This window comes from Desulfobacca acetoxidans DSM 11109 (assembly GCF_000195295.1).
Classification (GTDB): domain Bacteria; phylum Desulfobacterota; class Desulfobaccia; order Desulfobaccales; family Desulfobaccaceae; genus Desulfobacca; species Desulfobacca acetoxidans.
Genome location: NC_015388.1, coordinates 2,942,810 through 2,966,924, shown reverse-complemented (window position 1 = coordinate 2,966,924; position 24,115 = coordinate 2,942,810). Strand labels below are relative to the sequence as shown.

Below are 24,115 nucleotides of genomic sequence, written 5' to 3'. Positions count from 1 at the left end.
AGCCCCCGCGGGGAGAAAGCGGGGAATTTTATTAAATAAGAGGGGAGAATATGCGTACCTGGAAACAATGGAAAGGAGCGGCGCTTCTCACCGCCTTGCTCCTGGCGGTACCCGTAGGCGTTCAGGCCGCCGCCGATTTTACCCTCGGCGGTTTTATCGCCCTGTACGGCATCTGGGACTCCACCCAGATGAACAACAACCTTTCACAGCTTGTCTCGCGTAACAACGATCCCAACAACCAACATGGCCGGCTGAGATTTTCAGCCGAGCGTATTCGGATGAACTTCACTATCAAAGGCCCGCAGCTCTGGGGTGCCAAGACCACGGGCTTCATTGAATGGGATTTTGACGGGGGCGGCAACGAATATATTATGACAGGCACTCCCGGTGGTGGCTGGGCCTCGCCTCACAAGGCCCGCCCGCGGTTGCGGCATGCCATGTTTCGGCTTAATTGGCCGGAAACCGAGCTGATGCTTGGACAATACTGGTCTCTGTTGTCTGATGATCCGCCGGAAGTCGCCAAGCCCGGCACGGCTGGAATTCCTGGTATCATCTGGTTCCGGGAGCCGCAGATCTGCGTGAAGCAGAAGTTCATGGGCATTTTTGAGGTGGCCGCCTCTATCGCCAACCCCGGCAACGGCCCGGATGGCATTCAACTCGCGTCCGATCAATGGACCGCCAATAACGCTTACCCGGGCGAATCCTCAGAGACTCCGCGATTCACTGGCCGCGTCAAATACGAACAGGATCTCTACGGCAAGGCCCCCTTCTATGGCCGGCCGCGGGGTGTTTCGGCGTTTGTGGCGGCGGCCTGGCAGCGTCTGCGGTATCGCCCCTTCGTCGGCGCGCTCGTCGGCACCACCGACAACCGCGGTGTCATGTTTGGGCAGAATAATTTTAATACTGTCAATGTGGAGCAGCGGGACCAGCAATATCTCAATCACTGGGTGGTGAATAGCAGCCTCTTCCTGCCGATCATTACCACAACTACTCAGAACCTGGCCGGGACCATGTCGCTGCTGACCCACTGGTATGTCGGCGCCGGACTGGATCTCGAGAAAGAGGGGGTTCCCAACAATACCTCCTATATGAATTTTGTTACTTTTGATGCAGTTAACAATCGGTGGGTTGGAGATCGGCAACTGGCGCAGCAGTTCGGCGGTTTCGTGCAGTTGCAATATTATTTCACCAACCAGTGGTATACGACCGTCCTGTGGGGTATGAACAAAATCTTTAACATAGACCGGGACCGCTGGATCGGCACCTCCAGGCAGGCCGACCCGCCCAAATTGAATCAGCATTACTATTTGACTCTGTGGTATCAACCCATTAAGGCCTTGAAGTTCGGCGCCGAGTATACGTATGCCCGGACCGATTATTATCAGAACCGGCTTCAAGGGTCTAATCTGGATAATTATGGAGAGAACCACCGGCTGTTGTTCGTCGGTACCTTCTTTTTCTAACCCGAAAACCTGTTGACTTCCCTAAGCCCGCGGGATATCATGCCTGTGGGCTTTTTTTGTTACATTACAGTTTGATGGAGTTTCAGCATGCACCAATCATGGATAGCTCGGGCCAGTTTCTGGGTAATTGTGTTCACTACTCTATTCCTCCTCGTCACCGGCTGCGGCAAGATGAAAAAAATGGTCGGCATCACTCAGGAGGATGAAGATGAGGAGTATCCGGCGGAAGTCAGCCAGGAGACCGTCGTGATCGACAATAAGACCTTTGTCCGCAGCCGCAACCCCTACTACCTGATTTATCCGGAGCAGCCGGAATACATCTATGCTGAGAAAGGCACCGAGTTTGAGGGTCTGCAAGTCAGCCTGGCTAAGAGCGTGGCTAAATATATTTCCAAGGAAAAGGGCAAGGCCGGAACGGGCATCCCACCGGAAAAGCTGCAGGAGATGGTACGCCAGGAAGTAGAGCGTATCTTGCGGGAGCAGGGTCAGGGTGGCGTGCTCTACGCTTCCCGCGTAAAATCCACCAGTCCTTACACAGGCCGCGCCGTGGCGGTGATCCCGGCTCTTTCGGAAACGCCCAAAGGATATGACGGTATCAATCTGACCCTGGCCAACGGCTTGCGGGCCGAGCTGCAGCGGCAGAAGGACCTCACGGTGATCAACGAAGAGGCGACCAAGGAAGCTCTGACCAAGGTTACCGGCAGCAAGTTGGCCGCCCGGCACAATATTCAGGCCTTGGGAGATGCCCTGGGCGTCCAGGGGATTATTATCACCCAGGTCATCCCGCCCGGTACCCGGGACAGCTCCGGCTATCTAGTCATGGAAGTCTATGAAACTTTTCTGGGCTCGCAAGTCAAGGCCCTCCCCGAGGCATCCCCTCCTGGCGCCCTCACTATCGATGCCGCCTATACCGCGGTGCGCAAGGATGCCGGGCTGCTGGCGGATCAGATTCGAGGGCTGGATTGGTTCGGCCGGATAGAGTTCATGAAAGAGGGCAAGGTCTTTTTAAACGTCGGCAACAACTCCGGTTTGAAACCGGGGAGTTTGTTGGCCGTGGTCCAGCCAGGCAAGGAGATCATCAATCCCCAGACCCAGGCGAGCCTTGGTTACACTGCCGATATCATTCAGGGCGAGCTCAAGGTGACGGATGTCCTGGGCAACAACGGCGCCGCGGCCACGATCGTAACCGGCGGACCGTTTAAACCCAACGAGAAGGTGAAGGGAAGGTAGGTCAGGAATCCAAGTCTTCTCCGCCGCGGATTGGGATCGGAGGATTAAAATCGTAAGCGGCGGTCATGGGCTGCCTTATCCCATTATCGATAATTTATTGGCAATTTACTCATAGGGCGGGCCGCGCCCGCCGTCTTTAAGAGCTGCGAATAACCTCCATACCCCCCATATAAGGGCGCAGCTTGTGAGGTATGACCACACTGCCGTCCGCTTGCTGATAATTTTCCAGGATAGCCACCAAGGTGCGGCCCACTGCCAGGCCCGAGCCGTTCAGGGTGTGTACCAGGTCCGTGCCTTTGGCGCCCCGGCGGCGGAAACGGATATTAGCCCGCCTGGCCTGGAAGGCCTCGAAATTGCTGCAGGAGGAAATTTCCCGATACAATCCCTGTCCTGGCAGCCAGACCTCGATATCATAGGTCTTGGCGGCGGCGAAGCCCATATCGCCGGTGCACAGGACCACCACCTGATAGGGCAGTTCCAACTCTTGCAGCACCTCCTCGGCGTCAGACAAGAGCTTTTCCAGTGCCTCATACGAAGACTCGGGAGCGGTAAATTTCACCAACTCCACCTTGTCGAACTGGTGCTGGCGAATCAATCCCCTGACGTCCTTACCGTGAGAACCGGCTTCAGAACGGAAACAAGGGGTATAGGCGGTATAAGAAATGGGAAGAGCTTCTTCCGCCAAGATTTCGTCGCGATGGATATTGGTCACCGGTACTTCGGCAGTGGGTGTCAGATAGTAATCCCAGTCCTCAAGTTTAAAGAGATCTTCTTTAAATTTCGGCAACTGCCCCGTCCCCTGGGCGCTGGCCCGGTTGATAATAAATGGCGGCCAGACCTCCAGATAGCCATGTTTTTGGGTATGCAGGTCGAGCATGAAATTGATCAGAGCCCGCTCCAGGCGTGAAGCCGGGCCTTTCAGGAGGGCGAAACGGGCTCCGGTGATCTTGGCTGCGGTTTCAAAATCTAAAATGCCCAGATATTCTCCTATCTCCCAATGCGGCCGGGCCGGAAAACCAAAGACCGGCGGTTCCCCCCAGCGTTTCACTACCGGATTGTCGTCACTCGTGGACCCTACCGGAACCGAGGAATGGGGCAGATTGGGCAGGTTCAGCAGAAAATCCTGTACGGCCGATTCCTTATCCCGCAGGTCGAGTTCCAGGTCCTTGATCTCCTGATTGATCTCCCGTACCCGCTCCATCAAGGCGGCAGCGTCTTGTTTGGCCTTCTTCAATCGGCCGACTTCTTCTGAAAGGGCGTTGCGCTCCCGGCGCCGGTCTTCCACCTGGCCCAGCAGCAGCCGCCGTATCTCATCCAGGGCTTCAAAATCTTCCAGCAGAAATTCCTGTCCCCGGTGAATCAAAGCCTGTTTGACTTCTCCCAGGTGGGTGCGGATGAATTTTAGGTCTAGCATTATAATCCTCGGAAAACATGCGGGTGTAGAGGTTTGCCCAGGCGGTCAAGGTATTTCAGGGCAACACTGATAATCAGGCAATATGGTGATCAGCCCCTACGATGAGGGTTGTTTCCACTTTTCAAAGTAACGCTGATTTTCCTCCAGCACCTGAACCAGGGCGTCGGCGTCCCTGGCCAGGACAATCTGCCGCAACTGCCGCACCGCCTCTTCAAAGGCCGCATGAGTGGCCTCATTCTGTCGATTCATGAGCTGAATATAGGCATACAGCGGAAAATTTTGGTTGACCAGATGATACACCTGGTCATACACCGCCCGGAAGGTGGGCGTGGCCAGCAGTTCCATGCGATCGATATCAGCGTTTAATTTCCGAAAGGTAGTCCCGAGGGTGATGAGAGTGAAATGGGTCAGACCCTGCACCAAGGACATGGTGCGGTCGTGTTCTTCCGGGGTGGAGACCTCCAGACGGGCCCCGGCCTGCCGGTAGAGATCTTCCAGCCAGGGTACCCATCGGTCCCCCCTTCCGGGACAGACAACAATGGTCTGCCCCTCGAGGGATTTTTCCCCCGGGCCGAAGAGGGGGTGAGTTCCTACCACTTCTCCGGCAAAATGGTCCAGCATGGCTGCCATCGGTCCCTGTTTCAGGGAGGTCAGATCAGTCAGCAGAGCCTCCGGCCGGATATGGGGGGCGAGTTCCCGGATAACGGCTTCGGTCAGGTGCAACGGGACGGAAATGACTACGATATCTACCTGAGCAGCCACCTCGGCGCAGGTAGGGTTTATCCCCGGTTCACCGATGAGTACCGTCAGCCCCTGGCTCTCAAAAAAACGCCGGAACCATCGGCCCATCTGCCCCAGGCCGCCGATGATGCCGATTACCGGCTGCATGTGACCGCTTTCTGCCGCAGGAGGAAGTCTGCCAGGGTCAATTTCACCATGGCGGCGATGACGGGCGTGATGCGGGGGATGGCGCTGATGTCATGGCGGCCGGCGATGCTGATGGTCTGCGGTTGGCCGTGTTGATCAATAGTCTGCTGTAGCTTGGCAATGGAGGGAATGGGTTTCACTGCCGCCCGGACAATAATCTCATCGCCATTGCTGATGCCTGCCAGGATACCCCCGGCGTTGTTGCTGACAAAACCTTTAGGAGTCAGAGGGTCGTTATGTTCCGAGCCGGTCAGGCGGGCGGCGGCAAACCCGGCGCCAATCTCTACGCCCTTGACGGCTCCGATAGACATGACCGCCTGGGCCAGTACCGCATCTAATTTGTCAAACACCGGTTCTCCTAATCCTGCCGGACACCCCTGTACTCTCACTTCCACAATCCCTCCCAATGAATCTCCCTGTTTTTTGATATCCTGCACCCTTGCCGCCATGGAGGCAGCCGCTTCGGAATCCGGACAATAAAATTGATTTTGGTCTATTTCGGTCCAATCAAACGTTTGAGCCCGCACTCCTCCCAACTCAAGGGTGTAGGCCAACACCCTGATGCCACCGGTATCCAGAACTTTTTGGGCCACGGCGCCGGCGGCTACTCGGGCGGCAGTCTCTCGCGCCGAAGACCGACCGCCGCCCCGATAATCCCTGATGCCGTACTTCGCCTGATAGGTAAAATCACCGTGACCGGGACGGAAGATCTCTTTCAGGGGCTCATAGGCCTCAATTTTGGCATCTTTATTATAAATAATAAGGCTGATGGGCGTGCCGGTAGTCTGGTCGGCAAAGACGCCCGATAAGATTTCCACCGCATCCGGCTCCCGGCGCGTGGTGCTGGCCAGTCCCCCGCCAGGCCGGCGTTTGGCCAACTCGACGGCAATATCGGCTGTGGTCAGGGGCAGCCGCGGCGGACAGCCGTCGATCACCGCTCCCAGGGCCGGGCCATGCGACTCTCCCCACGTAGTGACCCGAAAAATTCTGCCAAAGGTATTGCCGCTCAAGGCTTTGATTGCTCCCAAGACTTTATTAAGATCAAAAGGCGTTGCGTTATCTCATCCGCAGTAAGTGCATCGGTCTCTATGATGGCCTCGGCTGCAGCCTGATACAAGGGCGTCCGACTGACCAGCACCTCGTCAATTTCATTCAGGGTGCCTTTATCGGTCAGACCGGGACGGGCCGCGTGCTCCGGCTGACTGCGGCGCAGTCGTGCCCTGATAGTCTCCGGGGCTGTTTTAAGCCAAACAAGCCGGCCGGAGGCCTTCAGTCGGGTGGTGTTTTCCGGGTCCAGGATGACTCCGCCCCCTGTGGCCAGGACTAATCCTTTTTGAGAGGCAAAGCGCTCTACCAGGGCCTTTTCCCGACGGCGGAAGGCAGGCCAGCCTTCTTGGGCAACGAGGCGGGCGATGGTCTCACCGGCCTCCTGCTCCAGAACCTGGTCCAGATCATAAAACGGTCGGTTCAATAGTTCCGCCAGCCTGCGGCCAACGGTGGTCTTACCCGCCGCCCGGAAGCCGATCAGAACAATATTATAAAAACTATCCAAAGGTTGATCAAACATATATGACCTCGCCTTCCCGAGCTGCGGCGACGTCGAGATCGGCCCCGTTAGCTTTTACCAATTCTCTGGCCTTGGCCTCAATCTCCCGCATCTGGTGGTCGGTTCGAGCGGGATCATGGTGAAAGAGGAGCAGACGCCGGGTTCCGGCCTGCAAAGCCAACTCCACAGCCTCCACATAGGTGGAATGGCCCCAACCTCGGCGGTCGGCAATCTCTTCCGGAAGATATTGGGCGTCGTGAATCAACAGGTCGCACCCCCGGGCAAAGTGGGCGAAATCCTGCGGCCGTCTCCCAACCGGGGCATCCGACCTGAGTTCGTTATCGGTCAGGAAAACCATGCAGCGGTTGTGTTCCATCACCTTAAAACCCATGCCGCCCTGGGGATGATTGATTTCGATCCCTTCCACGGTTAGGTCTCCGACCTGCAAAGGCCCATTGGCGATCCTTTCGGAATGGCGAATATTGGCCTTTAATTCATCAAAGGCCACCGGGAAGTAACCGTTGCCCTTGCGATCATCGAAGACTTTAGCCAATCCCCAGAATGCCTTGGGACAGCCGTCAATGGTGATATCGGTGTTATCCAGATAGACCGGCCGGAAAAATGCCATCCCCAATATATGGTCCCAGTGAGTATGGGTCAACAACAGGGTCAGACGCACCGGTCGACCGGATTGCACCAGCTCGTCCCCCAGGGCCCGGATGCCGGTTCCGGCGTCGATTACCAGCCGCCTTCCCTGTTCGCTCACTATTTCCACACAGGAGGTGTTACCGCCGAACTCAACCGTATCCGAACCTGGGGCAGGAATAGAGCCTCGCGTTCCCCAGAATTTTAGGTACACGATGATATAACCTCAAACATGGTATCCACTGCTGGTCAGGCCAAGGGCAGGGGGGTGCTCCACTTTCCGGTCCCGATGGCGGCCGGCGATGAGCAGAAAGCCGCTAACTCCGGGCATTCTCATATCCACCCGGTGAACCGTTGGCCGCGCCTGTCTTAGGCTGTGGCAACTGTTTGAAAGGAAGCGAGAGCATCTAAGGCCACTGCGGCCGCCAACCGCCGACTCTGCTGGAAAACCTCCTGCCGAGCGCCATGGCGCCATTTCAAGTTGAATAATTCGTCCGAGACCACTAGAAGTCCGGCAAGCGCCGCGCCGCGATATTGGGCCACGTTGAACAGGGCCGACATCTCCATCTCTACCGCCAGCATACCCCTGGCGCCGTAGGTCTCAACCTTATATTTGGTTTCCCGGTAGATAGCATCGGTAGTCCAGACTTGACCGGTATGAAACGTTGCCGCGGATTGAAGTAATTGTTCGTTAAGGCTTTGAAATAATCGCAAATCTGGCCGAGGTTCCAGGTCTGCTCCGGGATAATGTGCCGAGGTTCCCTCTTCACTATAAGCCCTCTCGGGGAGAACCAGCTCCCCGATCGTAACCTCAGGGCGCAGCGACCCACACCAACCCAAAGCTATCACTATCCGGGCTCCCAGGGCGAGGAGCTTCTCCAAAACCATCACCGCGAACGGCGCCCCTAAGACAGGCCCTGCTAAGGTAATGGCCTCGCCCTGCCAACATCCCTCCCGAACCGGGCAATCGGCAAAAGTCCGGGCCTGTCCCTTGGCCTGGGCCAGACGGCAGACCTCAAAATAGTCCGGACGGGTGAAAGTCATGAGGGTGCGCGGCGCAACCGGTGCTTCGGTTCCGCCGCGCCGAGGGGTGATCACCGCCTCCTCGCTCTCCGGCGGCGTGAGATACGACATGGGTGCTATTCTACCAAACCTTTTGTATTAGTCAACTTCTACTGAGTTTTCTCATCTCTCCCCTCATCTCTTTTTCTTTATCCCTTTCCCCTTAAAACGGCCTTTTTGCCCTTTTCAACCCCTTGACCGGTCTCGCAAGTTTACTGACTTTCTCAAAAACGAGGTAAAAAATCGCCTCAGTTTATCAGAAGTCTGACGTTTTTATCAATCTGAGCAGGATCGGTAATCCGAGGCAAGGCCTTTTTCAATTTCAAAGCGCGCTTGAGTCTGATATTTAGGAGGCAGGTTTTTGTGGCAATCTATATGTATCTGAAATAACTCACATATAAAATTATTTTCTACTTTGGCAAGCTCATTGCATTAGAGATAAAACAAGCGCCGGTTGGCGCTTAGATTAAAGTAAAAAAAGGAAAACAGATATCATGAAGAAATTGGTCAGTACCACCACCGCCCTCGTGTTCGCCCTTGGCCTGACAGCGGCGGTTCAAGCTCAGCCTGCCGTCGATAAACCGGCTCCGGCCCCGGTTCAGAAGGTAACTGAAACCGCCCCGCAGGCGATTCAAACCCCAGCCGCCCCCGAGGCGACCAAAGTAGCTGCCCCCGAGGCCAAGAAGGCTGAAAAGGCTCTGAGGGTAAAAAAACACAAGCGCGATAAAGCCGGAAAATGCAAGGAAGCTTCCGAGGATGTAGGCCAAAAGACCGGCGCCGGTCTCAAAACTCCCGTGGCGCCCGATAAAAAAGCCGAAATGGAGGTACCCCAGGCTGAAAAGAAGTAGCCCCCGTAGGCGCGTTGTCTGCAGTTCTCCTGTTCTCCTTACCTTAACCTAACCCAGATCGGGCGGGAGATATCTCCCGCCCGTTTTTGGTGTGTCTATCCCGATGCTCGGAAAATGACACCTTATTAATTGAATACCGGAAGCCTATAAAACCTGCTTATCCCCGCTGGCCTATCGCAATGGCGCCTTTAGCTCAGCCACAAAGTCGCCGATATCTTGCACTACCTCTCGACCTGTCCGGCAGGCAATCCGTTGCACAATAGCGCTGCCCACCACAATGCCGTCTACATATGGAGCCAGGTCCCGGACCTGCTCCGGTGTAGAGATGCCAAACCCGACCGCCAGGGGGCACTTGATCAGGCTGCGCACCTCCGCCAGAGAGGTTTTGAGGTCATCGGGCAGGCCCGCCCGGGCGCCGGTAATACCCGTCACTGAGACATAGTACAGAAAGCCTCGCGTCAAGGCGCCGATCTTCCGGATGCGGCTGGGACCGCTGGTAGGTGCGGCCAGATAAATGGGCGCCACCCCCGCGTCGCAGGCGGCGCGATGCCAATCTCTGGCCTCTTCGCCTGGGAGATCCGGGATGATAAAGCCGTTCACCCCGATTTCGGCAGCGTCGCGGGCCAGCCGCGCCAGCCCATAAGAAAGGATGGGGTTATAATACCCCATGAGCACCAGGGGTATGTCGGTATCCTGGCGGAGCGATTGTACCAGCGTTAAGATTTTGGTCAGGTTGACCTCCTGTTTGAGGGCCCGTTGGCAGGCGGCCTGGATGGTAGGGCCGTCGGCCAGTGGATCGGAGAATGGGATACCCAGTTCAATGAGATCGGCGCCTCTCCGGGCCATTTCCAATACCAGGTCATGGGTCGTCTTCAGATCTGGATCCCCCGCGGTAATATAGGGTATGAGGGCCTTTCCTCCCATTGCCGCCAGCCGTTTAAACATGGCGTTGATCTTTTTCATATCTTCTCCAGAATCTCGGCCACCGCTTCTACGTCTTTGTCTCCCCGGCCGGAAAGGTTGATGATGACAATTTCATCTTTTTTAAAATCCTTAGCCGCCTTCTGGACGTAAGCCACGGCATGGGAGCTTTCCAGGGCTGGCAGAATGCCTTCGGTCTGAGAAAGCAGTTTGAAACCCTGCAGGGTTTCTTCGTCGTCGATGGCCACATACTGCGCCCGGCCGGTATCCTTGAAATAAGAATGTTCCGGTCCGACACCAGGATAATCCAGTCCCGGTGCCAGTGAGTGCGCTTCGCAGATGTTGCCCCAGGGATCCTGGAGGAGGTAGCTGCAGGCCCCGTGCAAAACGCCGACGCTGCCGGCGACCAGGGTTGCCGAGTGCCGCCCCGTCTCGATGCCGTGGCCGGCGGCCTCAACGCCGATGAATCGTACCGGGTCCTTTAAGAACGGATAAAACAGCCCCATGGAGTTGCTGCCGCCGCCCACGCAGGCTACCAGGCAATCCGGCAACCGCCCTTCCTGTTGCCGTATCTGGGCCTTGGCCTCCTGGCCGATGATCGACTGGAAGTCGCGCACCAGGCGGGGATACGGATGGGGCCCGGCCACGGATCCGATAACGTAGTGGGTGTGCCGCACATTGGTCACCCAATCCCGAATGGCCTCGTTCATAGCATCCTTGAGGGTGCAACTGCCGGACTCTACCGGTATGACTCGGGCGCCCAACAGTTTCATGCGGATAACGTTCAGCCGCTGTCGGCGGATGTCCTCCGTTCCCATGTAGATATCGCACTCCATGCCCAAGAGGGCGGCGATCGTGGCCGTGGCGACGCCGTGTTGGCCAGCCCCGGTCTCGGCGATGACCCGCTTTTTGCCCATCCGCTGCGCCAACAATCCCTGCCCCAGGGTGTTATTGATCTTGTGGGCGCCGGTGTGATTGAGGTCCTCCCGTTTTAAATACACCTTTGGTCCGCCTAACTCGGCGGTCAGGTGTTTGGCAAAATAGAGCGGCGATGGCCGCCCGACGTAATCTTTCAACAATCCGGCCAGTTCTTTTTTAAAATCCGGGTCCCGTTTGATGCGGCCATAGGCCTCTTCTAATTCCAAAAGGGCCGGCATCAATGTCTCCGGTACAAAACGGCCCCCGTACTGACCGAAATGACCTTGTTTATCAGGTAACAATGAAAACCTCCGAAAAGTTTTACTGGTAAATATTTTTATCGTCGAACAGGTTCCGCAACGGCGCGTGAAGTTTCATCTGGCCCGGAGCCGGGCCAGTTTTCTTGCCCCGCAGTTGCTGCGGCTACAGCCTGAAAAAAGGCCCGCAGCTTGTCAGGATCTTTCCTGCCCGGCGAGGCTTCCACGCCGCTGGCAACGTCGACTGCCGGCGGGGCGGCCTCTCGAATGGCCGCGGCGACGTTTTCCGCATTGAGCCCGCCGGCCAATACGATGGGGCCGTACTCTTTGGCCTGCCGGGCCAATGACCAGTCGAAATGTATACCGGTGCCGCCGCGCTGACCGGACTTATAGGTATCCAGCAGAAAGGCGCGGACACTCCCCAGATAGTGCCGCATCTGCATCAGAGAGCCTGCGTCTTTAACCTGGATCGCCTTCATAACCGAGCATTGCAGTTCCCGGCAATACTCAGGCGGCTCCTCCCCATGCAGTTGTACCCAATCCAGGCGGACCCGTTCGGCCACCGCTTTAACAGTAGTTAGCTCCTCGTTGACAAATACCCCGACGCTGAGCACCAGGGGCGGCAATTGGGCCACGATGTTGCGCGCCGCCTCCGGGGAGATGGAGCGAGGACTCCTAAGATAAAAGATAAATCCCAAAGCCTGGGCGCCCAGGTTGGCGGCCAAAATGGCGTCCTCCGGATTCGTTATGCCACAGATTTTAACGCGCGTCATGGAAGTGGTCTTTAGGCGGTTGCGGGCCCCTCTATAATTTTAAAAGGTCAAGACTTTGTCTGCTTCCGAGATCAATTCGTACAGGTCATCCATCCAGGCTATAGGGCATGATCCTGATCCCACCAAGCCGTGGGATTTGAGACAGACCCCTCAAACGTAAAAATCGCCGGTAAAGTGATTGATCTCACCCATCACATCAAATTGCGGCGAGCTGCTCTGCTCGAAACAGACGCCCTGTCCCAGCATGAAGACGCTGACCTCGTCACCCTTCTTGACGGCCACATTTGCCAGACGCATGGCATTATAGATGGTCTCGCCGACATCGGAAGAGATAATAATCATGGTTTTCATCATGCTGTCCTTTCAGATTATTCTGTGACCTTGCGATCTTGTGAGGGCCGGGGCAATGATCCTTTTTGTCTGGCGGCCAAAGATTCCGCTAGCGGTTATCCCCCAACAACTCTCTAAGCTTTTCCCCTGGATCCGGCGCTCGTACCAAGGTTTCGCCGATGAGAAAGGCCTTGATGCCGCTGCCGCGGAAGCGCTCCAGGTCGGCCCGGCAGTTCAGCCCCGAGGCGGCCACTAAGGTAACGTCAGCCGGAGCCAGGGGGGCCAACTCCAGGGCGCGGTTCATATCTACCTCGAAGGTGTGCAGATTTCGGTGATTGATCCCGATGAGGGTGGCTCCCACCTCCAAAGCCAGCTGCATTTCCGCAGCGCTAAAGACCTCCACCAGGGCCTGCATGCCGAGGGATTCGGTGAGCAGGAGCAGCGCCCGCAAAGCCCCCGGCGGCAGGCAGGCCGCAATGAGCAGCAGGGCATCGGCCCCCAGGGCAGCAGATTCATACACCTGCACCGGTTCCAGGATAAAGTCCTTGCGCAGCAACGGAATACCGATCAGGGGGCGTAGTTCCGCCAAAAAATCGGGGCTTCCCTGAAAGAACTGGCGCTCCGTGAGTACCGAGATACCGGCGGCGCCGGCTGTTTGATAGGCACAGGCCAGGTCGATATGATCCAGGTCGGGGCGCAGCACTCCCTTAGAAGGCGAGGCCTTCTTGATTTCGGCAATAATAGCCGGAAAGAGGGCCTGATCCAGAGCTGCTTTAAGACTTAAGACCTCCGGTCGACGCTCCCAACGGGAGCGTAAATCTTTCAGCGACGTCGTCTCCCGCAACCGGGCATTCTCTTGAAGCTTGGCGGCAACGATGCGCTCCAGGAAGTCCTTCATGCCGACCTCTCAAAAGATTTACTCTTGGCGATCAGGGCGTCTAACTTGGCCTGGGCCCGACCGGAGGTGATCACCTCTCTGGCCAATGTCAGGCCGGCGCCAAAATCCGGCGTCAGCCCGGCGGCGATGAAGGCGGCGGCGGCGTTCAGGGCCACCATATCCTGTTTGGGGCTCGGTTCTCCAGCCAGGACCCGCCGCACGATCTTGGCGTTTTCGAAAACATCGCCTCCCCGGATATCATTCAGAACCCCCCGCCGCAGGCCGAATTCCTCCGGCGTAATAGTGTATGTCTTAATCTGACCATGCTGCAACTGGCTCACGCGGGTCGGCCCGGTAATGCTGATCTCATCGAATGACCCCTCGCCATACACCACGAAGGCGCTATCTGTTCCCAGATTCAGGAGGACACCCGCCAATAGTTCGGTCAACCGGGCCTCATATACCCCGACTACCAAGATATTGGCACCGGCCGGGTTGGTGAGCGGCCCCAAGACGTTAAAAATGGTACGGATGCCAATCTCCCGCCGGGGACCGATGGCGTAGCGCATGGCCCCATGCAACTGCGGCGCAAAGAGAAAACCGATGCCCACCTCCCGGACACATTCTCCTACCTGCTCCGGGGTTAGGGCGAGATTAATCCCGAGGGCCTCAATAACATCGGCGGACCCGCAGCGGCTGGAGACCGCTCGGTTGCCGTGTTTGGCTACCTTCAGACCGGCCCCGGCGACGACAAAGGCGGTCGTAGTGGAGACATTGAAGGTATTAGTGGCGTCACCCCCGGTACCCACCGTATCTACTATAGTCTCCCGATCGATATTGATCTCATCGCGGTCCAGGTCAATCAAGGTATCGCTTATCGGAATACGGGTGGCCTTGGCGCGCATGACCTGAGCGGCGGCGGTGATCTCGGTTACCGTCTCCCCCTTCATCCGCAAGGCGGTGATAAAGGCTCCGATCTGGGCATCGGTGGCCTGGCCGGTCATGATTGTCTCCATGGCCTCGGTCATCTCGGAAGCGGTTAAATCCTGCCGGTTTACAGCCTTAAAAATAAGCTCCTGTATCATGGTCAGCCCTCTCTGCTCATCGGCTTTTTCATAGTGCACTGCACACAGGTACCATTGTACTGCTAAATTTACTCCCGTGCCAAGGGATTTGGGGCTTCCTCCAAACAATGCGGGAGCCTTTTGGATAAAAGCTGCTCCGCCGCCGCTACCCCCGAAGCCAGGGCCTGGCGGTTTAGTTCCGCTGTGCCGGTTGGGGCCCGAGCCAGAACCGCCATTTCTAGGCTTTCCAAAGAAACTACTCCGGAAATCTTGACCAGCGCCCCGAGCGCGACAATGTTGGCCACCATCTCCTTCCCGCATTCCTGCCGGGCAATCTGGGTGAAGGGCAGGGCAATGACCCAGGGGATGGGTATGTCTTTCACCAGCGTGGCGTCGATGATGAGGAGACCCCCGGGCTTGAGATCGTAGCAATAGGTATCGCAGGCCTGCTGATTCATGGCCAGGACAATGTCCGGTTTGATTACCTTGGGATAATCAATCTCACTATCGCTGATGACGACCTCGGCCTTGGAGGCCCCGCCTCGCGCCTCCGGGCCATAGGCCTGTGTCTGGCAGACCTCCTTACCTTCATAGACCCCGGCAGCTTCCGCCAGGATAATGCCGGCAGTGATAATCCCCTGTCCACCGGAGCCGCTCAGACGCACTTCATATCGTTCCACTGGCCCACCCGCTTACTTGAACTGGGAGTAAATCGCCGCCAGACCTATGGGAATGAGGATCCAGCCGGAAATTTTGTGAAAATGGTAGTAAACCAGTTCCCTAAAAGATATCTGAGATAACTGCCAAAGTTTGGCCAGCCCGAGATCAATGCCCGGCAGGAATTGATCTAGGCTTAGGAAAAATCGAAATACTACGGTTTTCGCCTTCCCCTCCTGCCGCAGCCAGTTCCATTGGCTGACGAAGGTCGGGTCAAAACTTCTTTCATCAAACACCAGCATGCCTATAAAGACGATGACCAGACTGATCCAGAAAGTTCGTTCCGGTCTACGGCCATATCCGGCTAACAGGTCCCAGAAAAACAAAGTGGCAAGATTATCCGGCCGCCACCATTTTTCTTGAACCTGTCGGCGCTTTCCCTGGATAAAGACTGCATCCGCCCGGTCTTTATGTCCCCCTTGTTTGAAAAACGTCTCCAGGAGGTTATAATTTCGGGAGTCATAGCGGCCCTGGTCCAACCAGGCCAAAAGCACCTTCCAGTCATCGCCTCCTTCACCGGCGCTTACCGACTGATAGGTCATCCCTTCCAACCACAGACTATCATCTCTGTCGGGCCAGGCAACTTCCTGGAAATTTAAGAGGCTAAAAGAAGTTTCTCGCAGGTCGGCCTTTTCCTGAAACCTCACGCCGGTCAGATAGGCGCCGTCTTTGACCGTTAGTTTTCTAGCTGCAAGCTGGCCGATCTGGATATGCTCAATCTTCAACACCCGCTCAACGACGGCATTTTCTAACGTCAGTCCAATTATTGACCCGGAATTTTCAGCCGCAAAGCCGATGGTGGCATTAAGCAATTTTGCCCCGGAGAGATCTATTCCACCTGAACAGGTTGCCTCCCAGAAATAGGCCGTCGCCCCAACCTTTATCTCTTTAAGATTGACCGCTTGGGAAGGACAGAGAAATCGGCTTTTGATCGCGACAAATTCACCCCCGATATCGGCGCCGATGAAATCTACCGGTCCATGGAAGTTTGCTCCTCGAAAGAAGGCGTGTTGGGAGACTTTAAGGTTGTTAAAATTCACTTCCTGGCTGGTGTTTTCGAATCTGGCGCCGTCAAACTGCAATTCGCTGCCTATTGCCGCAGTCACGAAATTCACCGGCCCGGCAAAGGCCGTTCCCCGAAATGCCGCCGAATGCGACACCCGCAGGCCGTTAAAATTGACCGGCTCGGAAGGGTGGTGAAACCTGGCCCCATCGGCAATGAATTGGGAACCCACATGGACGTTGCCGAAATTCGCCGCCGCCCTAAACTGCCCCTGCATGATTACTAGTTGGCTGCCGATTTCGGCCCCAAAAAAATCGACCGGTCCGGCAAAGGCGGTACCGATAAACAGACCCACATCTCCGATCTTGGAACCCGAAAAATTCACCGGACCCATAAAGACCGCTTTTCGAAAAAAGACCGCCTGGGATACCGTCATGGAACTGAAATTCGCTCCCGTCGACGCATCCTCGCTTCTCAGGCCGTCGGCAATCAAAACGCCGCCGATCTGAGCCCGCCATAAATCGAGTGGCTGCTGAAAGATCGATTCCGATATGTTGGCGCTGAGCAAAACCCGCAGCCGCTGCATCTCGACCTTCTGAGCAAACTGATCCCGGCTGAGAGTAAGCCCCTTTTTAAACAGACAATCCCTGAAATTAACCTCTCCCTGAAACCGGCAGTCCAACAATTCTACCCAATGATTGACCTCGGCATTTTCTAAATCGAACGACCCGGTAACGACGGCCTGCATAATCCTTATACCCGGATAGGGAATTCTTACTCCCTCCAAACCGTCCGTAAGGAGCTTTACCAAAAAACGGGCCCGAACCTGCCGGAATTTTTCCCCCTGACCAAAATGCTGTTGTAGATCGGCCACCTTACCGGAAGAAACTTGCTGGACAATCCACTTCTCCGCGAGGCTGAGCTGGCCGAGACTACCATTTTTATCCGGATCGACCTGCCCTGAAACCGGGCTGCTTCCTGACAGGAAAAAAATGAGCAGAAAGAGAATATACGGTAACACTAAATCTGTACACCTCCGGCATCTCTGGCCGCATCTCGGATCCGGCGTAATTCCTTAGTATAAACCGGCAGATCACGATCAATCAAGGTTCCGATCGTAATCTTGCCGACCAGTTCCGCAGCAGTCATGGTTTTCGCCTTTTCCACCGGCACGGCCACAGCCTTCTGCCAGTTTAACATTTCCACCGGACCGCCTAACTTATTTTTGCGGCCATAGAGAGTCGGACAGTGGCTGATCGCTTCAATGACTGCAAACCCCCGTTTGCGGATGCCGGCTTCAATCAACTGATCCAAGAGGTTGGCATGGAACACGGTGCTGCGACCCACATATGCGGCTCCAGCAGCCACCGCCAGTTCGGCAATGGACAGAGGATGCTCAATCGTGCCAAAGACAGCCGTGGTAGCCAAGGCCCCATAGGGCGTGGTAGGGGAATACTGTCCGCCGGTCATGCCATACGTGCTGTTATTGACAATCAGGGCTGTCAGATTGATATTGCGCCGGGCGGCATGAATAAAATGGTTGCCGCCGATAGCGGTGGCGTCGCCATCCCCCATAACGACAATCACCTGCAACCGGGGATTTGCCAGCTTTACCCCGGTGGCAAAAGTCAAGGCCCGTCCGTGCGTGGTGTGCAGGGTGTTGAAGTCCACATACACCGGCATACGGCCAGCGCAGCCGATGCCGGACACCAGGACAATGTCATCTTTCGTATAGCCGGACCGGTCAATGGCCCGGATCAAGGCGCCCAGGACTATGCCATTGCCACACCCCGGACACCAGACGTGGGGAAACTTCTTGTCATGGCGCAGGTATTTATAAATAAGCTTGGTTGTCTCAGCCATCGCCTAGCCAGCAGTCAGTTGTCACAGGATGTAGGTCCACTCAATGAATCATCCATCAGGAGCTTGTAAGTATATGAGGTTCCTGCAAAACTATTTTTCTCTCTCGTTCCCAAGTTGTAACTTGGAGCCAGAAAAGATTATTTTCTGCGTTTAGATTGCAAAAACAGGCATTTTGCATAGACTTTTTATTATATCAGAAATATATGCAATAATGTCCGCTTTAGTTTTTGCATCTGGACGTGGTAGCTTGTAAAGACGGCGGGCGCATCCCGCCCTAAGAGTAAATTGCCAGTAAAATATCGAGAATAAGATAGGGCGGCCCATGGCCGCCGCTGATGTTGAACATGGTCGATGAGAAAAAATTTATATGAAAACAATGGGCCGTGGGCGGTGCCCACTAAAGCGCTGCGGTACTGACAGGCCCATCCGTGGGGGGTGAATCTGGTATTTACCTCAAACAACTGAAGTACTACCTATTTTGCCAAGGGATCATAATCCGGATAATTTGTCGAAACCCACATACCGGGTGGCACAGGCTGCCCAGCCGGTGCCAAAACAGTCCGTTTCTCTCATATGTCTTTTAATCTCCTGAATATCAATAAGTTGGTTTTATTTTTCCAAAAGTCATGAATAAAGCCGGATAAGTCATTTGCTTTTATAATGAACATATGATTAAATAGCAGCATTATGGGGGGCATTTTCGGGTGAAGCCGAAAACCCGTTGTTTTGCGCGGCGGACCAGCGCCGCCAATAATCACAACGAAAGGAGATTTTCATGAAAAAGGTTATGATCGTCGGCTGTGGATCCTATATGGACAGCGGTTACGGTTGTCCAGGGGAATGGCGTTGTCTTAAGGCAGCTACGCTGGGTGAGGGCAAATTCACCGAACCGGTGCAAGTCACGGCCTTCGTCAAATGTAGCTGCCCAGGCCGCAGTCTGGTCTCCAATGTGGGCATGGCTATTAAGTTAGCCGACATGAAACCGGATACTATCTATCTCAGTTCTTGCTTTGCCAACGCCAAACCGGGATGTCCATACAGCTCCCCTGAAGAAATCTCCAAGCTTATCCAGGGGAAAACCGGGATTTCGGTCGTTTTAGGGACCCATGAATACCATTAATGACGCACCTTTCGGCACCTGATCCATGCGCAGGTGAGCCGTTGGCATTTATCTTCTTCCTCCGCAGGAGTCTGACGTCGAGACCTCTGCGGAATTTTTCTTTACCGGCTTTATTTAGGCGGTTTAGCCCGCTTTATTCATGATATTTTGAAAAAGATAGCTAACTCATTTTAATGCCATAGATTAACAGGCTTACCTGAAATACAGACTGTTTTTTTGCACAGGCTGGAAAGCCTGTGCCACCGGGTATATGGGATTTTGATGAATTATCCGGGTTAGAAAAGTATGATTAAGCTATTGAAATATCATAGATTAAAAGATTTGATCAAAAAACAGACGGTTCTTTGCACAGGATAGGAAGCCTGTGCCACCACTCAGATGCTATGCAGTTGAATTATCCGGGGAAACCGGAAACCGCCAACTTTTACTGGAAGTAATTACTCCAGGCTAAATCTATACTTCTGATCTCCCAGGGGAACGTACCATTCCACAAAATTATAGTCTATTCCCGCCGGCGCCGGTTTGATTCCCCGAAAGCGTTGGCTGATTGCCGGCAGGGCCTCGGGTACAAACAGGAAGGTATAAGGCTGGTCTTCCGCCAGAATCTCCTGAAAGCGGAAGTAGCAGGCTTTTCTCTTGGTCTGGTCAAAGGTGTGGCGTCCCTGATCCAGGAGCCTGTCGACTTCGGGATTATGATAGTGGATAAAATTTAATTCGCCCGGCCTGCTCTTGGAGGAATGCCAGATGTCATAGACGTCGGGATCCTGGCCGGTGGTCCAGCCTAACAGTACCGCCTCGAAACGCCCCTTTTCGATGAATTCCTTCAGGAATGCCGCCCATTCCACCGTGCGGATGTTAACCTGGATACCCACCTCCTTGAGTCGCCGTTGGATGATCTCAGCGGTACGCACCCGTACTTCGTTTCCCTGATTGGTAAGGATAGTAAAGGCAAAGGGCTGGCCGTCTTTTTCCTGCACTCCGTGGGCATTCAGCCGCCAGCCAACTTCGGCCAGCAGGGTCTTGGCCTTTTCGGGGTTATAGGGAAAAGTGGGAACATCAGGATTAGCAAACCAAGTTTCAGGTTTGTATGGGCCGACGGCCGGTACCCCCAATCCGAGGAGCACCCCGTCAATGATCTCCTGTTTGTTAATGGCCGAAGTCAAGGCCTGCCGCACCCGTCGATCCTTAAACTTGGGATCTTCCAGATTGTAGCCCAAATAGGTGTAGGCAAAGGCAGTATATTTATATTTATTATACATTTTGGCAAAACGCGGGTATTCCGTCTGCCTTAGATACTGGAGCGGGGTCAACCCCATGCGGTCGATATTGCCAGCCTTCAGCTCCAAAAAGATAGTGGCCTGATCCGGTTTTACCATGGAGATATAGCCATTTAAATAGGGTCGACCGGCAAAGTAATCAGGGTTAGAGGTCAGGACAATCCGGTCCTGAGTCTTCCATGACTTGAATCTATATGGGCCGGTGCCGATGGGATGCCGGCTTAAAGGGGATCGGGTGATATCCTGGCCGCTAAGAAGGTGTTTAGGAAGAATGGCCAGACCCCAACTCCCGAGCGCCGGAGCAAAAGGTCTGGGGTAGGTGACCCGGAAGGTGTAATCGTCCGGGGCTTCAGCCCGGCGCACCTGTTTATAGTCGCCGGAGTAGGCCGTGGGTGTCTTCGGATCTACCATGAGCTGGTAGGTGAATAAGACGTCCTGGGCGGTGAAAGGAGCGCCGTCATGCCACCGAACGCCCCGGCGCAAGGAAAAGGTAATGGTCAGCCCGTCCGGGGAGATCTCCCAACTTTCGGCCAGGTCTCCCACCAACTGTAGGTCGCCGTTGTATTTTACCAGACCGTTATAAACCAGGGAGGCGATTCCATGGGAAGCCGAATCCGACGCCAGAGGCGGGATCAGGGTGCTGGCATCGCCGATGGAGCCGTCGATAAAAAGGTCGCCGTAGGCCGGGCCGGTATCCCGCCCGACAGGAGGCGGCGGGCTCTCGCTGCCCTGTTGGCAGCCGAGCAGCAGCGCCATACCCGCCAACAGGCATAACATGAGCACGGATTGGCCGGATAGCGCTTTCCGTCGGGTAGTACATCTCATTCGGGCAAACAACCGCATGGTTATTTAGAAAATAATTTTTACACAGGCTAGAAAGCCTGTGCCACCGTCAAATGATTTTCATGATTTGTGGGTGCTTTTGAAAAGAATGATAATTACATTGTATGTATCACAGGATCACCGGGGAGACAAGGCCGTCTCTGCCGGTCGTTTGTAATTTTTTCTTGCCGTCAGGCTGAATCTTGGATAGAATTTAAGCAGTCGGGACGTGGCTCAGCCTGGTAGAGCACAGCGTTCGGGACGCTGGGGTCGCTGGTTCAAATCCAGTCGTCCCGACCATTTTTATCTGGCTCCCATTCTCTGCTTTTTTATTATTTCCCTCAGCGTTAGAGCCGTTTTTTCTCACCGCCGTTTCATGGTTATCGGAGAATCTCTCTGCATGAAGTACAATTTATCGGATTCGTTTGTTTTACGTGAACCCGGCCTCCAGATCGTCCGCCTCAGCGGCCCTCCTGCGACTCTGGGCTTTTCTCACGGACAGATGCTCGGGCCGCAGATCAAACACCTTCGCCGCCAGTTCCTGTCTTATCTGAGTAGACTCTCTTTAGGAGTAGGCGCCCTGCCGCTCTACCTGCTTGCCTGCCTCGCCGCCTGGCGTCTGCGGCCTTTTATTCCTCAACCCTTCTGGGAGGAGATGAGCGCCATAGCCGAGGGAGCTCGGGTACATCTCAGCCTCATTGTGTTGATCAACGTCATCGATGACCTGCTCAATAATATCCCCCGCTGCTCTACCTTTGCCGCGTCTCTGGGGGGGAATCAACCGCCGGAATTTATTCTGGCCCGGAATCTGGACTACCCCTTATTCACCCAGTCTATGTGCCGCCTGAACACGGTCTTTATGCTGTCGCCATCGGCCGGACAGCCCCTTATCTCAGTGGCCTGGCCGGGATATATCGGCGTCTGTACCGGAATGAACGCCTCTCGGATTGCCCTGGCGCAGCTGACTGCTTCCTCCCGCGAAACTTCTCTGGCCGGCGTCCCGACGGCCTTGCGCAACCGTTTAGGCTTACAAGATCATGATTCTCTTCTCGGCGTTGCCGCCCGTATCGCCAGCCAGCCGGGAACTATCGGCAACAATCTGCTGCTAACTGCGCCCCACGACGCCCTGCTGCTGGAGACCTCCTCCCGCCATACAGCCGTCCGCCTGCCGGTCAACAACATCCTGACCGCCACTAACCACTATCAATCCCCGGCCATGCAGGCTTTGAAGGGCAAGGCCTTCCGCCGTCCGCCGTTCTCGCCTCTACCCCTCTACTGCTTCTCGGACGAGTATAGCTTCGCGCGGGATCGCCAGATGCAACAACTCCTCAGCGATGGACCCATCGATATAGTTCAGGCTCAACACATCCTTGCCGACCCCCTGGTCGCTAATCCCGGCGATGTCACCAGCGCCATCTTTCACCCAAATGCCTCGGAACTCTACGTGGCGCAATCCCTTACCACCCCTGTCTCATACGGGCGCTATCGCCGCCTCTCCGGACTCTTCGGTCATCAACCCCAGGTTATTTAAAGATATCTCCCTTTTTGCCAGAGCTTGCTTTTTTGACAAATAAGGTGAGGGCCGTCAGATACTGTTCCATTCCCCGGTAAAACAGGTCATTGTGGTTGGCGCCGGGAATCTTCACGAACGTCTTGTCGGTGGCCGGACAGGCGTCATACAACGCCCGGCCGTCGCTTAAGGGGATGATGTGATCAAACTCGGCGTGAATGACCAGCAGCGGTTTCTGCCAGGTCTCTATCTTGGCGATATGATTAAACCCGGCCTCCTCCTGAAACCCGATGGCGTCCGGATCGACCCCCAGGAGCCTGAGGAGCGGCCCGGCAAAGGCAAAGCCGCTTTCGAGGATGAGGCCGGCCAATCTCTCCGAATAGTTGGCTGCCAACTCGAGGGCCGAGGCGCTTCCCAGAGACCGCCCCATGACCAGCAGCGGACCGGTGTAGCCGTGTTCTCGCAGCCAGTCCTCAATATACTTCAGAATCGGATGACAATCCTGCATCATGGCCGAAATTGTGGGCTGGCCACCGGAGCGGCCGTATCCCCGGTAATCCACCGGCAAAAAATTAATGCCCAGGCGGTTATAGAACGGCCCCAGTTCGTCGTAATCGGCCACAATCTCACCGTTGCCGTGGAAGAACAGGATATTGGGATGGTCCTGGCCGCCCAGATGCAGCCTGCCCCCGATCTTCAGGCCGTCGGCTACCGGGATCAGGATATCCTGCCCCATGCCGCCTCCGCCCCCGAACAGGCCGCCTAATTCCGGCCGGGGATGAAACAGGACCTGGAGTATCTCCGGTCGATCAAATTTACTGAAATCCCGTTGGGGGGATATCTTCAGCGTCTCAACCATGACTGACTCCCTGGTTCGGCGTCTCTTCCACCTTACACCTCGCGCCTCAGGCGGGTTCCTGCTCCTGATTAGTGATGATGGTGTTCTCCCGGAGTATGCCCGCCGGCGGCAATATAGACCACCGGGGCCTTTTGATGGTTCTCCAGGGTGTAGACGACATCGCCCTTGAGATAGAAGGCCTCCCCGATCCTGAGATCCTGGGGGCCATCCGGGCCGATGAGGGTCGCCAGCCCGGCGACGATGCAGATGATCTCTTCATGTCCCGGACCCGGATTCAACACCCGGCCCTTGGCGCCGGGGTCAAGGATGCCATAGAGCAGATAACAGGCCTCGGTCTCCAGATCGGTTGTGCCCAATACCGTTTCTCCAGCTTCGGCTTTGGCCCTGGTCAGTAAATCATACACTTTTACCATATCTTATCTCCTGAATGTAGTGGGATCGTAACACTTCAGTTGTTTGGGACAAATACAAGTCCTCATGTTTTCAAGAACACAACGAAATATGAAAGAATAATTGGTGGCATAGGCCTCCTGGCCTGTGCATCAGCGTACCGGCTGGAAAGCCTGCACCACCGTAACACTTCAGTTGCTTGGGTCGAATACCAGATTCGCCCCTACAGACGGGTCTGTCGATGCTGTGGTGCTGTAGGGTGGGCACCGCCAACCATGT

At 55.4% G+C, this 24,115-nt stretch carries 23 protein-coding genes and 1 tRNA gene; 6 read left to right on the top strand and 18 right to left on the bottom strand.

Translation table 11 applies throughout. The features are described from left to right. Positions 1 to 50 precede the first annotated feature (50 nt). Both DESAC_RS13385 and DESAC_RS13380 read left to right on the top strand, forming a co-directional pair. The gene (locus DESAC_RS13385) at positions 51 to 1,463 is read left to right on the top strand and encodes a hypothetical protein (RefSeq protein ID WP_013707614.1); all 1,413 of its coding nucleotides are present in this window, start codon (positions 51 to 53) and stop codon (positions 1,461 to 1,463) included. Between the two features lie 87 nt (positions 1,464 to 1,550). After that, positions 1,551 to 2,693 (top strand): hypothetical protein, encoded by a 1,143-nt coding sequence (locus DESAC_RS13380; RefSeq protein ID WP_013707613.1) that lies wholly within the window; start codon positions 1,551 to 1,553, stop codon positions 2,691 to 2,693. A gap of 136 nt (positions 2,694 to 2,829) precedes the next feature. On the opposite strand, the gene serS is transcribed toward DESAC_RS13380, so the two are convergent. The 6 genes from serS to DESAC_RS15460 form a co-directional block, all read right to left on the bottom strand. Continuing rightward, on the bottom strand, positions 2,830 to 4,107 hold the full coding sequence (gene serS, locus DESAC_RS13375; RefSeq protein WP_013707612.1) for a serine--tRNA ligase: 1,278 nt from the start codon (positions 4,105 to 4,107) through the stop codon (positions 2,830 to 2,832). Positions 4,108 to 4,203: 96 nt separating this feature from the next. Then, positions 4,204 to 4,995: a prephenate dehydrogenase/arogenate dehydrogenase family protein gene (locus DESAC_RS13370; RefSeq protein WP_013707611.1), complete on the bottom strand. Its 792-nt coding sequence runs from the start codon at positions 4,993 to 4,995 to the stop codon at positions 4,204 to 4,206. Beyond that, positions 4,983 to 6,044: a chorismate synthase gene (gene aroC, locus DESAC_RS13365; protein ID WP_013707610.1), complete on the bottom strand. Its 1,062-nt coding sequence runs from the start codon at positions 6,042 to 6,044 to the stop codon at positions 4,983 to 4,985. The genes DESAC_RS13370 and aroC overlap by 13 nt, the downstream gene beginning before the upstream one ends. Continuing rightward, positions 6,041 to 6,601, bottom strand: coding sequence for a shikimate kinase (locus tag DESAC_RS13360; RefSeq protein ID WP_013707609.1), 561 nt, complete (start codon positions 6,599 to 6,601; stop codon positions 6,041 to 6,043). Before DESAC_RS13360 ends, aroC begins: the two co-directional genes overlap by 4 nt. Then, a complete protein-coding gene (locus DESAC_RS13355) occupies positions 6,594 to 7,439 on the bottom strand; it encodes an MBL fold metallo-hydrolase (RefSeq protein ID WP_013707608.1) in 846 nt (281 codons plus the stop codon). Before DESAC_RS13355 ends, DESAC_RS13360 begins: the two co-directional genes overlap by 8 nt. Positions 7,440 to 7,594: 155 nt before the next feature. Further along, positions 7,595 to 8,359, bottom strand: a complete 765-nt coding sequence (locus DESAC_RS15460) for a nucleoside phosphorylase (protein WP_013707607.1) — start codon at positions 8,357 to 8,359, stop codon at positions 7,595 to 7,597. 422 nt (positions 8,360 to 8,781) lie between these two features. Between DESAC_RS15460 and DESAC_RS13345 the strand changes: the two genes are divergently transcribed. Beyond that, a complete protein-coding gene (locus DESAC_RS13345) occupies positions 8,782 to 9,135 on the top strand; it encodes a hypothetical protein (protein WP_013707606.1) in 354 nt (117 codons plus the stop codon). Between the two features lie 171 nt (positions 9,136 to 9,306). On the opposite strand, the gene trpA is transcribed toward DESAC_RS13345, so the two are convergent. From trpA to DESAC_RS13300, 9 genes are all read right to left on the bottom strand, one after another. Further along, positions 9,307 to 10,098, bottom strand: a complete 792-nt coding sequence (trpA, locus tag DESAC_RS13340; RefSeq protein WP_013707605.1) for a tryptophan synthase subunit alpha — start codon at positions 10,096 to 10,098, stop codon at positions 9,307 to 9,309. Continuing rightward, positions 10,095 to 11,276, bottom strand: coding sequence for a tryptophan synthase subunit beta (trpB, locus tag DESAC_RS13335; RefSeq protein ID WP_013707604.1), 1,182 nt, complete (start codon positions 11,274 to 11,276; stop codon positions 10,095 to 10,097). Before trpB ends, trpA begins: the two co-directional genes overlap by 4 nt. A gap of 35 nt (positions 11,277 to 11,311) precedes the next feature. Next, entirely contained in the window at positions 11,312 to 12,004 is a 693-nt protein-coding gene (locus DESAC_RS13330) for a phosphoribosylanthranilate isomerase (RefSeq protein ID WP_013707603.1), read from the bottom strand. A gap of 39 nt (positions 12,005 to 12,043) precedes the next feature. Then, positions 12,044 to 12,355 carry a DsrE family protein gene (locus DESAC_RS16685; protein WP_013707602.1) on the bottom strand — a complete coding sequence of 104 codons (312 nt, stop codon included), beginning with the start codon at positions 12,353 to 12,355 and terminating at the stop codon, positions 12,044 to 12,046. Positions 12,356 to 12,443: 88 nt separating this feature from the next. Then, entirely contained in the window at positions 12,444 to 13,232 is a 789-nt protein-coding gene (gene trpC, locus DESAC_RS13320; RefSeq protein WP_013707601.1) for an indole-3-glycerol phosphate synthase TrpC, read from the bottom strand. Next, complete coding sequence (trpD, locus tag DESAC_RS13315) at positions 13,229 to 14,296, bottom strand: anthranilate phosphoribosyltransferase (RefSeq protein WP_013707600.1); 1,068 nt, start codon at positions 14,294 to 14,296, stop codon at positions 13,229 to 13,231. The genes trpC and trpD overlap by 4 nt, the downstream gene beginning before the upstream one ends. 68 nt (positions 14,297 to 14,364) lie before the next feature. Continuing rightward, positions 14,365 to 14,955, bottom strand: coding sequence for a 2-oxoacid:acceptor oxidoreductase family protein (locus DESAC_RS13310; protein WP_052301965.1), 591 nt, complete (start codon positions 14,953 to 14,955; stop codon positions 14,365 to 14,367). Between the two features lie 12 nt (positions 14,956 to 14,967). After that, entirely contained in the window at positions 14,968 to 17,016 is a 2,049-nt protein-coding gene (locus tag DESAC_RS13305; RefSeq protein WP_013707598.1) for a pentapeptide repeat-containing protein, read from the bottom strand. Beyond that, entirely contained in the window at positions 17,016 to 17,858 is an 843-nt protein-coding gene (locus DESAC_RS13300) for a 2-oxoacid:ferredoxin oxidoreductase subunit beta (RefSeq protein WP_013707597.1), read from the bottom strand. Before DESAC_RS13300 ends, DESAC_RS13305 begins: the two co-directional genes overlap by 1 nt. A 775-nt stretch (positions 17,859 to 18,633) precedes the next feature. On the opposite strand from DESAC_RS13300, the gene DESAC_RS13295 reads away from it, so the two are divergent. After that, positions 18,634 to 18,978: a CGGC domain-containing protein gene (locus DESAC_RS13295; protein WP_013707596.1), complete on the top strand. Its 345-nt coding sequence runs from the start codon at positions 18,634 to 18,636 to the stop codon at positions 18,976 to 18,978. 437 nt (positions 18,979 to 19,415) lie between these two features. On the opposite strand, the gene DESAC_RS13290 is transcribed toward DESAC_RS13295, so the two are convergent. Further along, positions 19,416 to 21,080, bottom strand: a complete 1,665-nt coding sequence (locus DESAC_RS13290; protein WP_237671360.1) for a peptide-binding protein — start codon at positions 21,078 to 21,080, stop codon at positions 19,416 to 19,418. A gap of 220 nt (positions 21,081 to 21,300) precedes the next feature. Between DESAC_RS13290 and DESAC_RS13285 the strand changes: the two genes are divergently transcribed. Next, positions 21,301 to 21,377, top strand: a tRNA-Pro gene (locus DESAC_RS13285). Between the two features lie 100 nt (positions 21,378 to 21,477). Further along, entirely contained in the window at positions 21,478 to 22,608 is a 1,131-nt protein-coding gene (locus DESAC_RS15910; protein WP_013707594.1) for a C45 family autoproteolytic acyltransferase/hydrolase, read from the top strand. On the opposite strand, the gene DESAC_RS13275 is transcribed toward DESAC_RS15910, so the two are convergent. Both DESAC_RS13275 and DESAC_RS13270 read right to left on the bottom strand, forming a co-directional pair. Further along, entirely contained in the window at positions 22,601 to 23,446 is an 846-nt protein-coding gene (locus DESAC_RS13275; RefSeq protein WP_013707593.1) for an alpha/beta hydrolase, read from the bottom strand. The two genes, DESAC_RS15910 and DESAC_RS13275, sit on opposite strands and share 8 nt — an antisense overlap. Before the next feature lie 68 nt (positions 23,447 to 23,514). Continuing rightward, positions 23,515 to 23,859: a hypothetical protein gene (locus DESAC_RS13270; protein WP_013707592.1), complete on the bottom strand. Its 345-nt coding sequence runs from the start codon at positions 23,857 to 23,859 to the stop codon at positions 23,515 to 23,517. Between the last annotated feature and the right edge of the window lie 256 nt (positions 23,860 to 24,115).

Bases quoted from the DNA above. Each gene is read 5' to 3' on its own strand.
- DESAC_RS13270 (WP_013707592.1), bottom strand. From the start codon at position 23,859: ATGGTAAAAGTGTATGATTTACTGACCAGGGCCAAAGCCGAAGCTGGA.
- trpD (WP_013707600.1), bottom strand. From the start codon at position 14,296: ATGATACAGGAGCTTATTTTTAAGGCTGTAAACCGGCAGGATTTAACC.
- DESAC_RS13360 (WP_013707609.1), bottom strand. From the start codon at position 6,601: ATGTTTGATCAACCTTTGGATAGTTTTTATAATATTGTTCTGATCGGC.
- trpC (WP_013707601.1), bottom strand. From the start codon at position 13,232: ATGAAGGACTTCCTGGAGCGCATCGTTGCCGCCAAGCTTCAAGAGAAT.
- DESAC_RS13370 (WP_013707611.1), bottom strand. From the start codon at position 4,995: ATGCAGCCGGTAATCGGCATCATCGGCGGCCTGGGGCAGATGGGCCGA.
- DESAC_RS13300 (WP_013707597.1), bottom strand. From the start codon at position 17,858: ATGGCTGAGACAACCAAGCTTATTTATAAATACCTGCGCCATGACAAG.
- DESAC_RS13385 (WP_013707614.1), top strand. From the start codon at position 51: ATGCGTACCTGGAAACAATGGAAAGGAGCGGCGCTTCTCACCGCCTTG.
- DESAC_RS15910 (WP_013707594.1), top strand. From the start codon at position 21,478: ATGAAGTACAATTTATCGGATTCGTTTGTTTTACGTGAACCCGGCCTC.
- serS (WP_013707612.1), bottom strand. From the start codon at position 4,107: ATGCTAGACCTAAAATTCATCCGCACCCACCTGGGAGAAGTCAAACAG.
- DESAC_RS13330 (WP_013707603.1), bottom strand. From the start codon at position 12,004: ATGACGCGCGTTAAAATCTGTGGCATAACGAATCCGGAGGACGCCATT.
- DESAC_RS13275 (WP_013707593.1), bottom strand. From the start codon at position 23,446: ATGGTTGAGACGCTGAAGATATCCCCCCAACGGGATTTCAGTAAATTT.
- DESAC_RS13345 (WP_013707606.1), top strand. From the start codon at position 8,782: ATGAAGAAATTGGTCAGTACCACCACCGCCCTCGTGTTCGCCCTTGGC.
- DESAC_RS13290 (WP_237671360.1), bottom strand. From the start codon at position 21,080: ATGAGATGTACTACCCGACGGAAAGCGCTATCCGGCCAATCCGTGCTC.
- trpA (WP_013707605.1), bottom strand. From the start codon at position 10,098: ATGAAAAAGATCAACGCCATGTTTAAACGGCTGGCGGCAATGGGAGGA.
- DESAC_RS13295 (WP_013707596.1), top strand. From the start codon at position 18,634: ATGAAAAAGGTTATGATCGTCGGCTGTGGATCCTATATGGACAGCGGT.
- DESAC_RS13380 (WP_013707613.1), top strand. From the start codon at position 1,551: ATGCACCAATCATGGATAGCTCGGGCCAGTTTCTGGGTAATTGTGTTC.
- DESAC_RS15460 (WP_013707607.1), bottom strand. From the start codon at position 8,359: ATGTCGTATCTCACGCCGCCGGAGAGCGAGGAGGCGGTGATCACCCCT.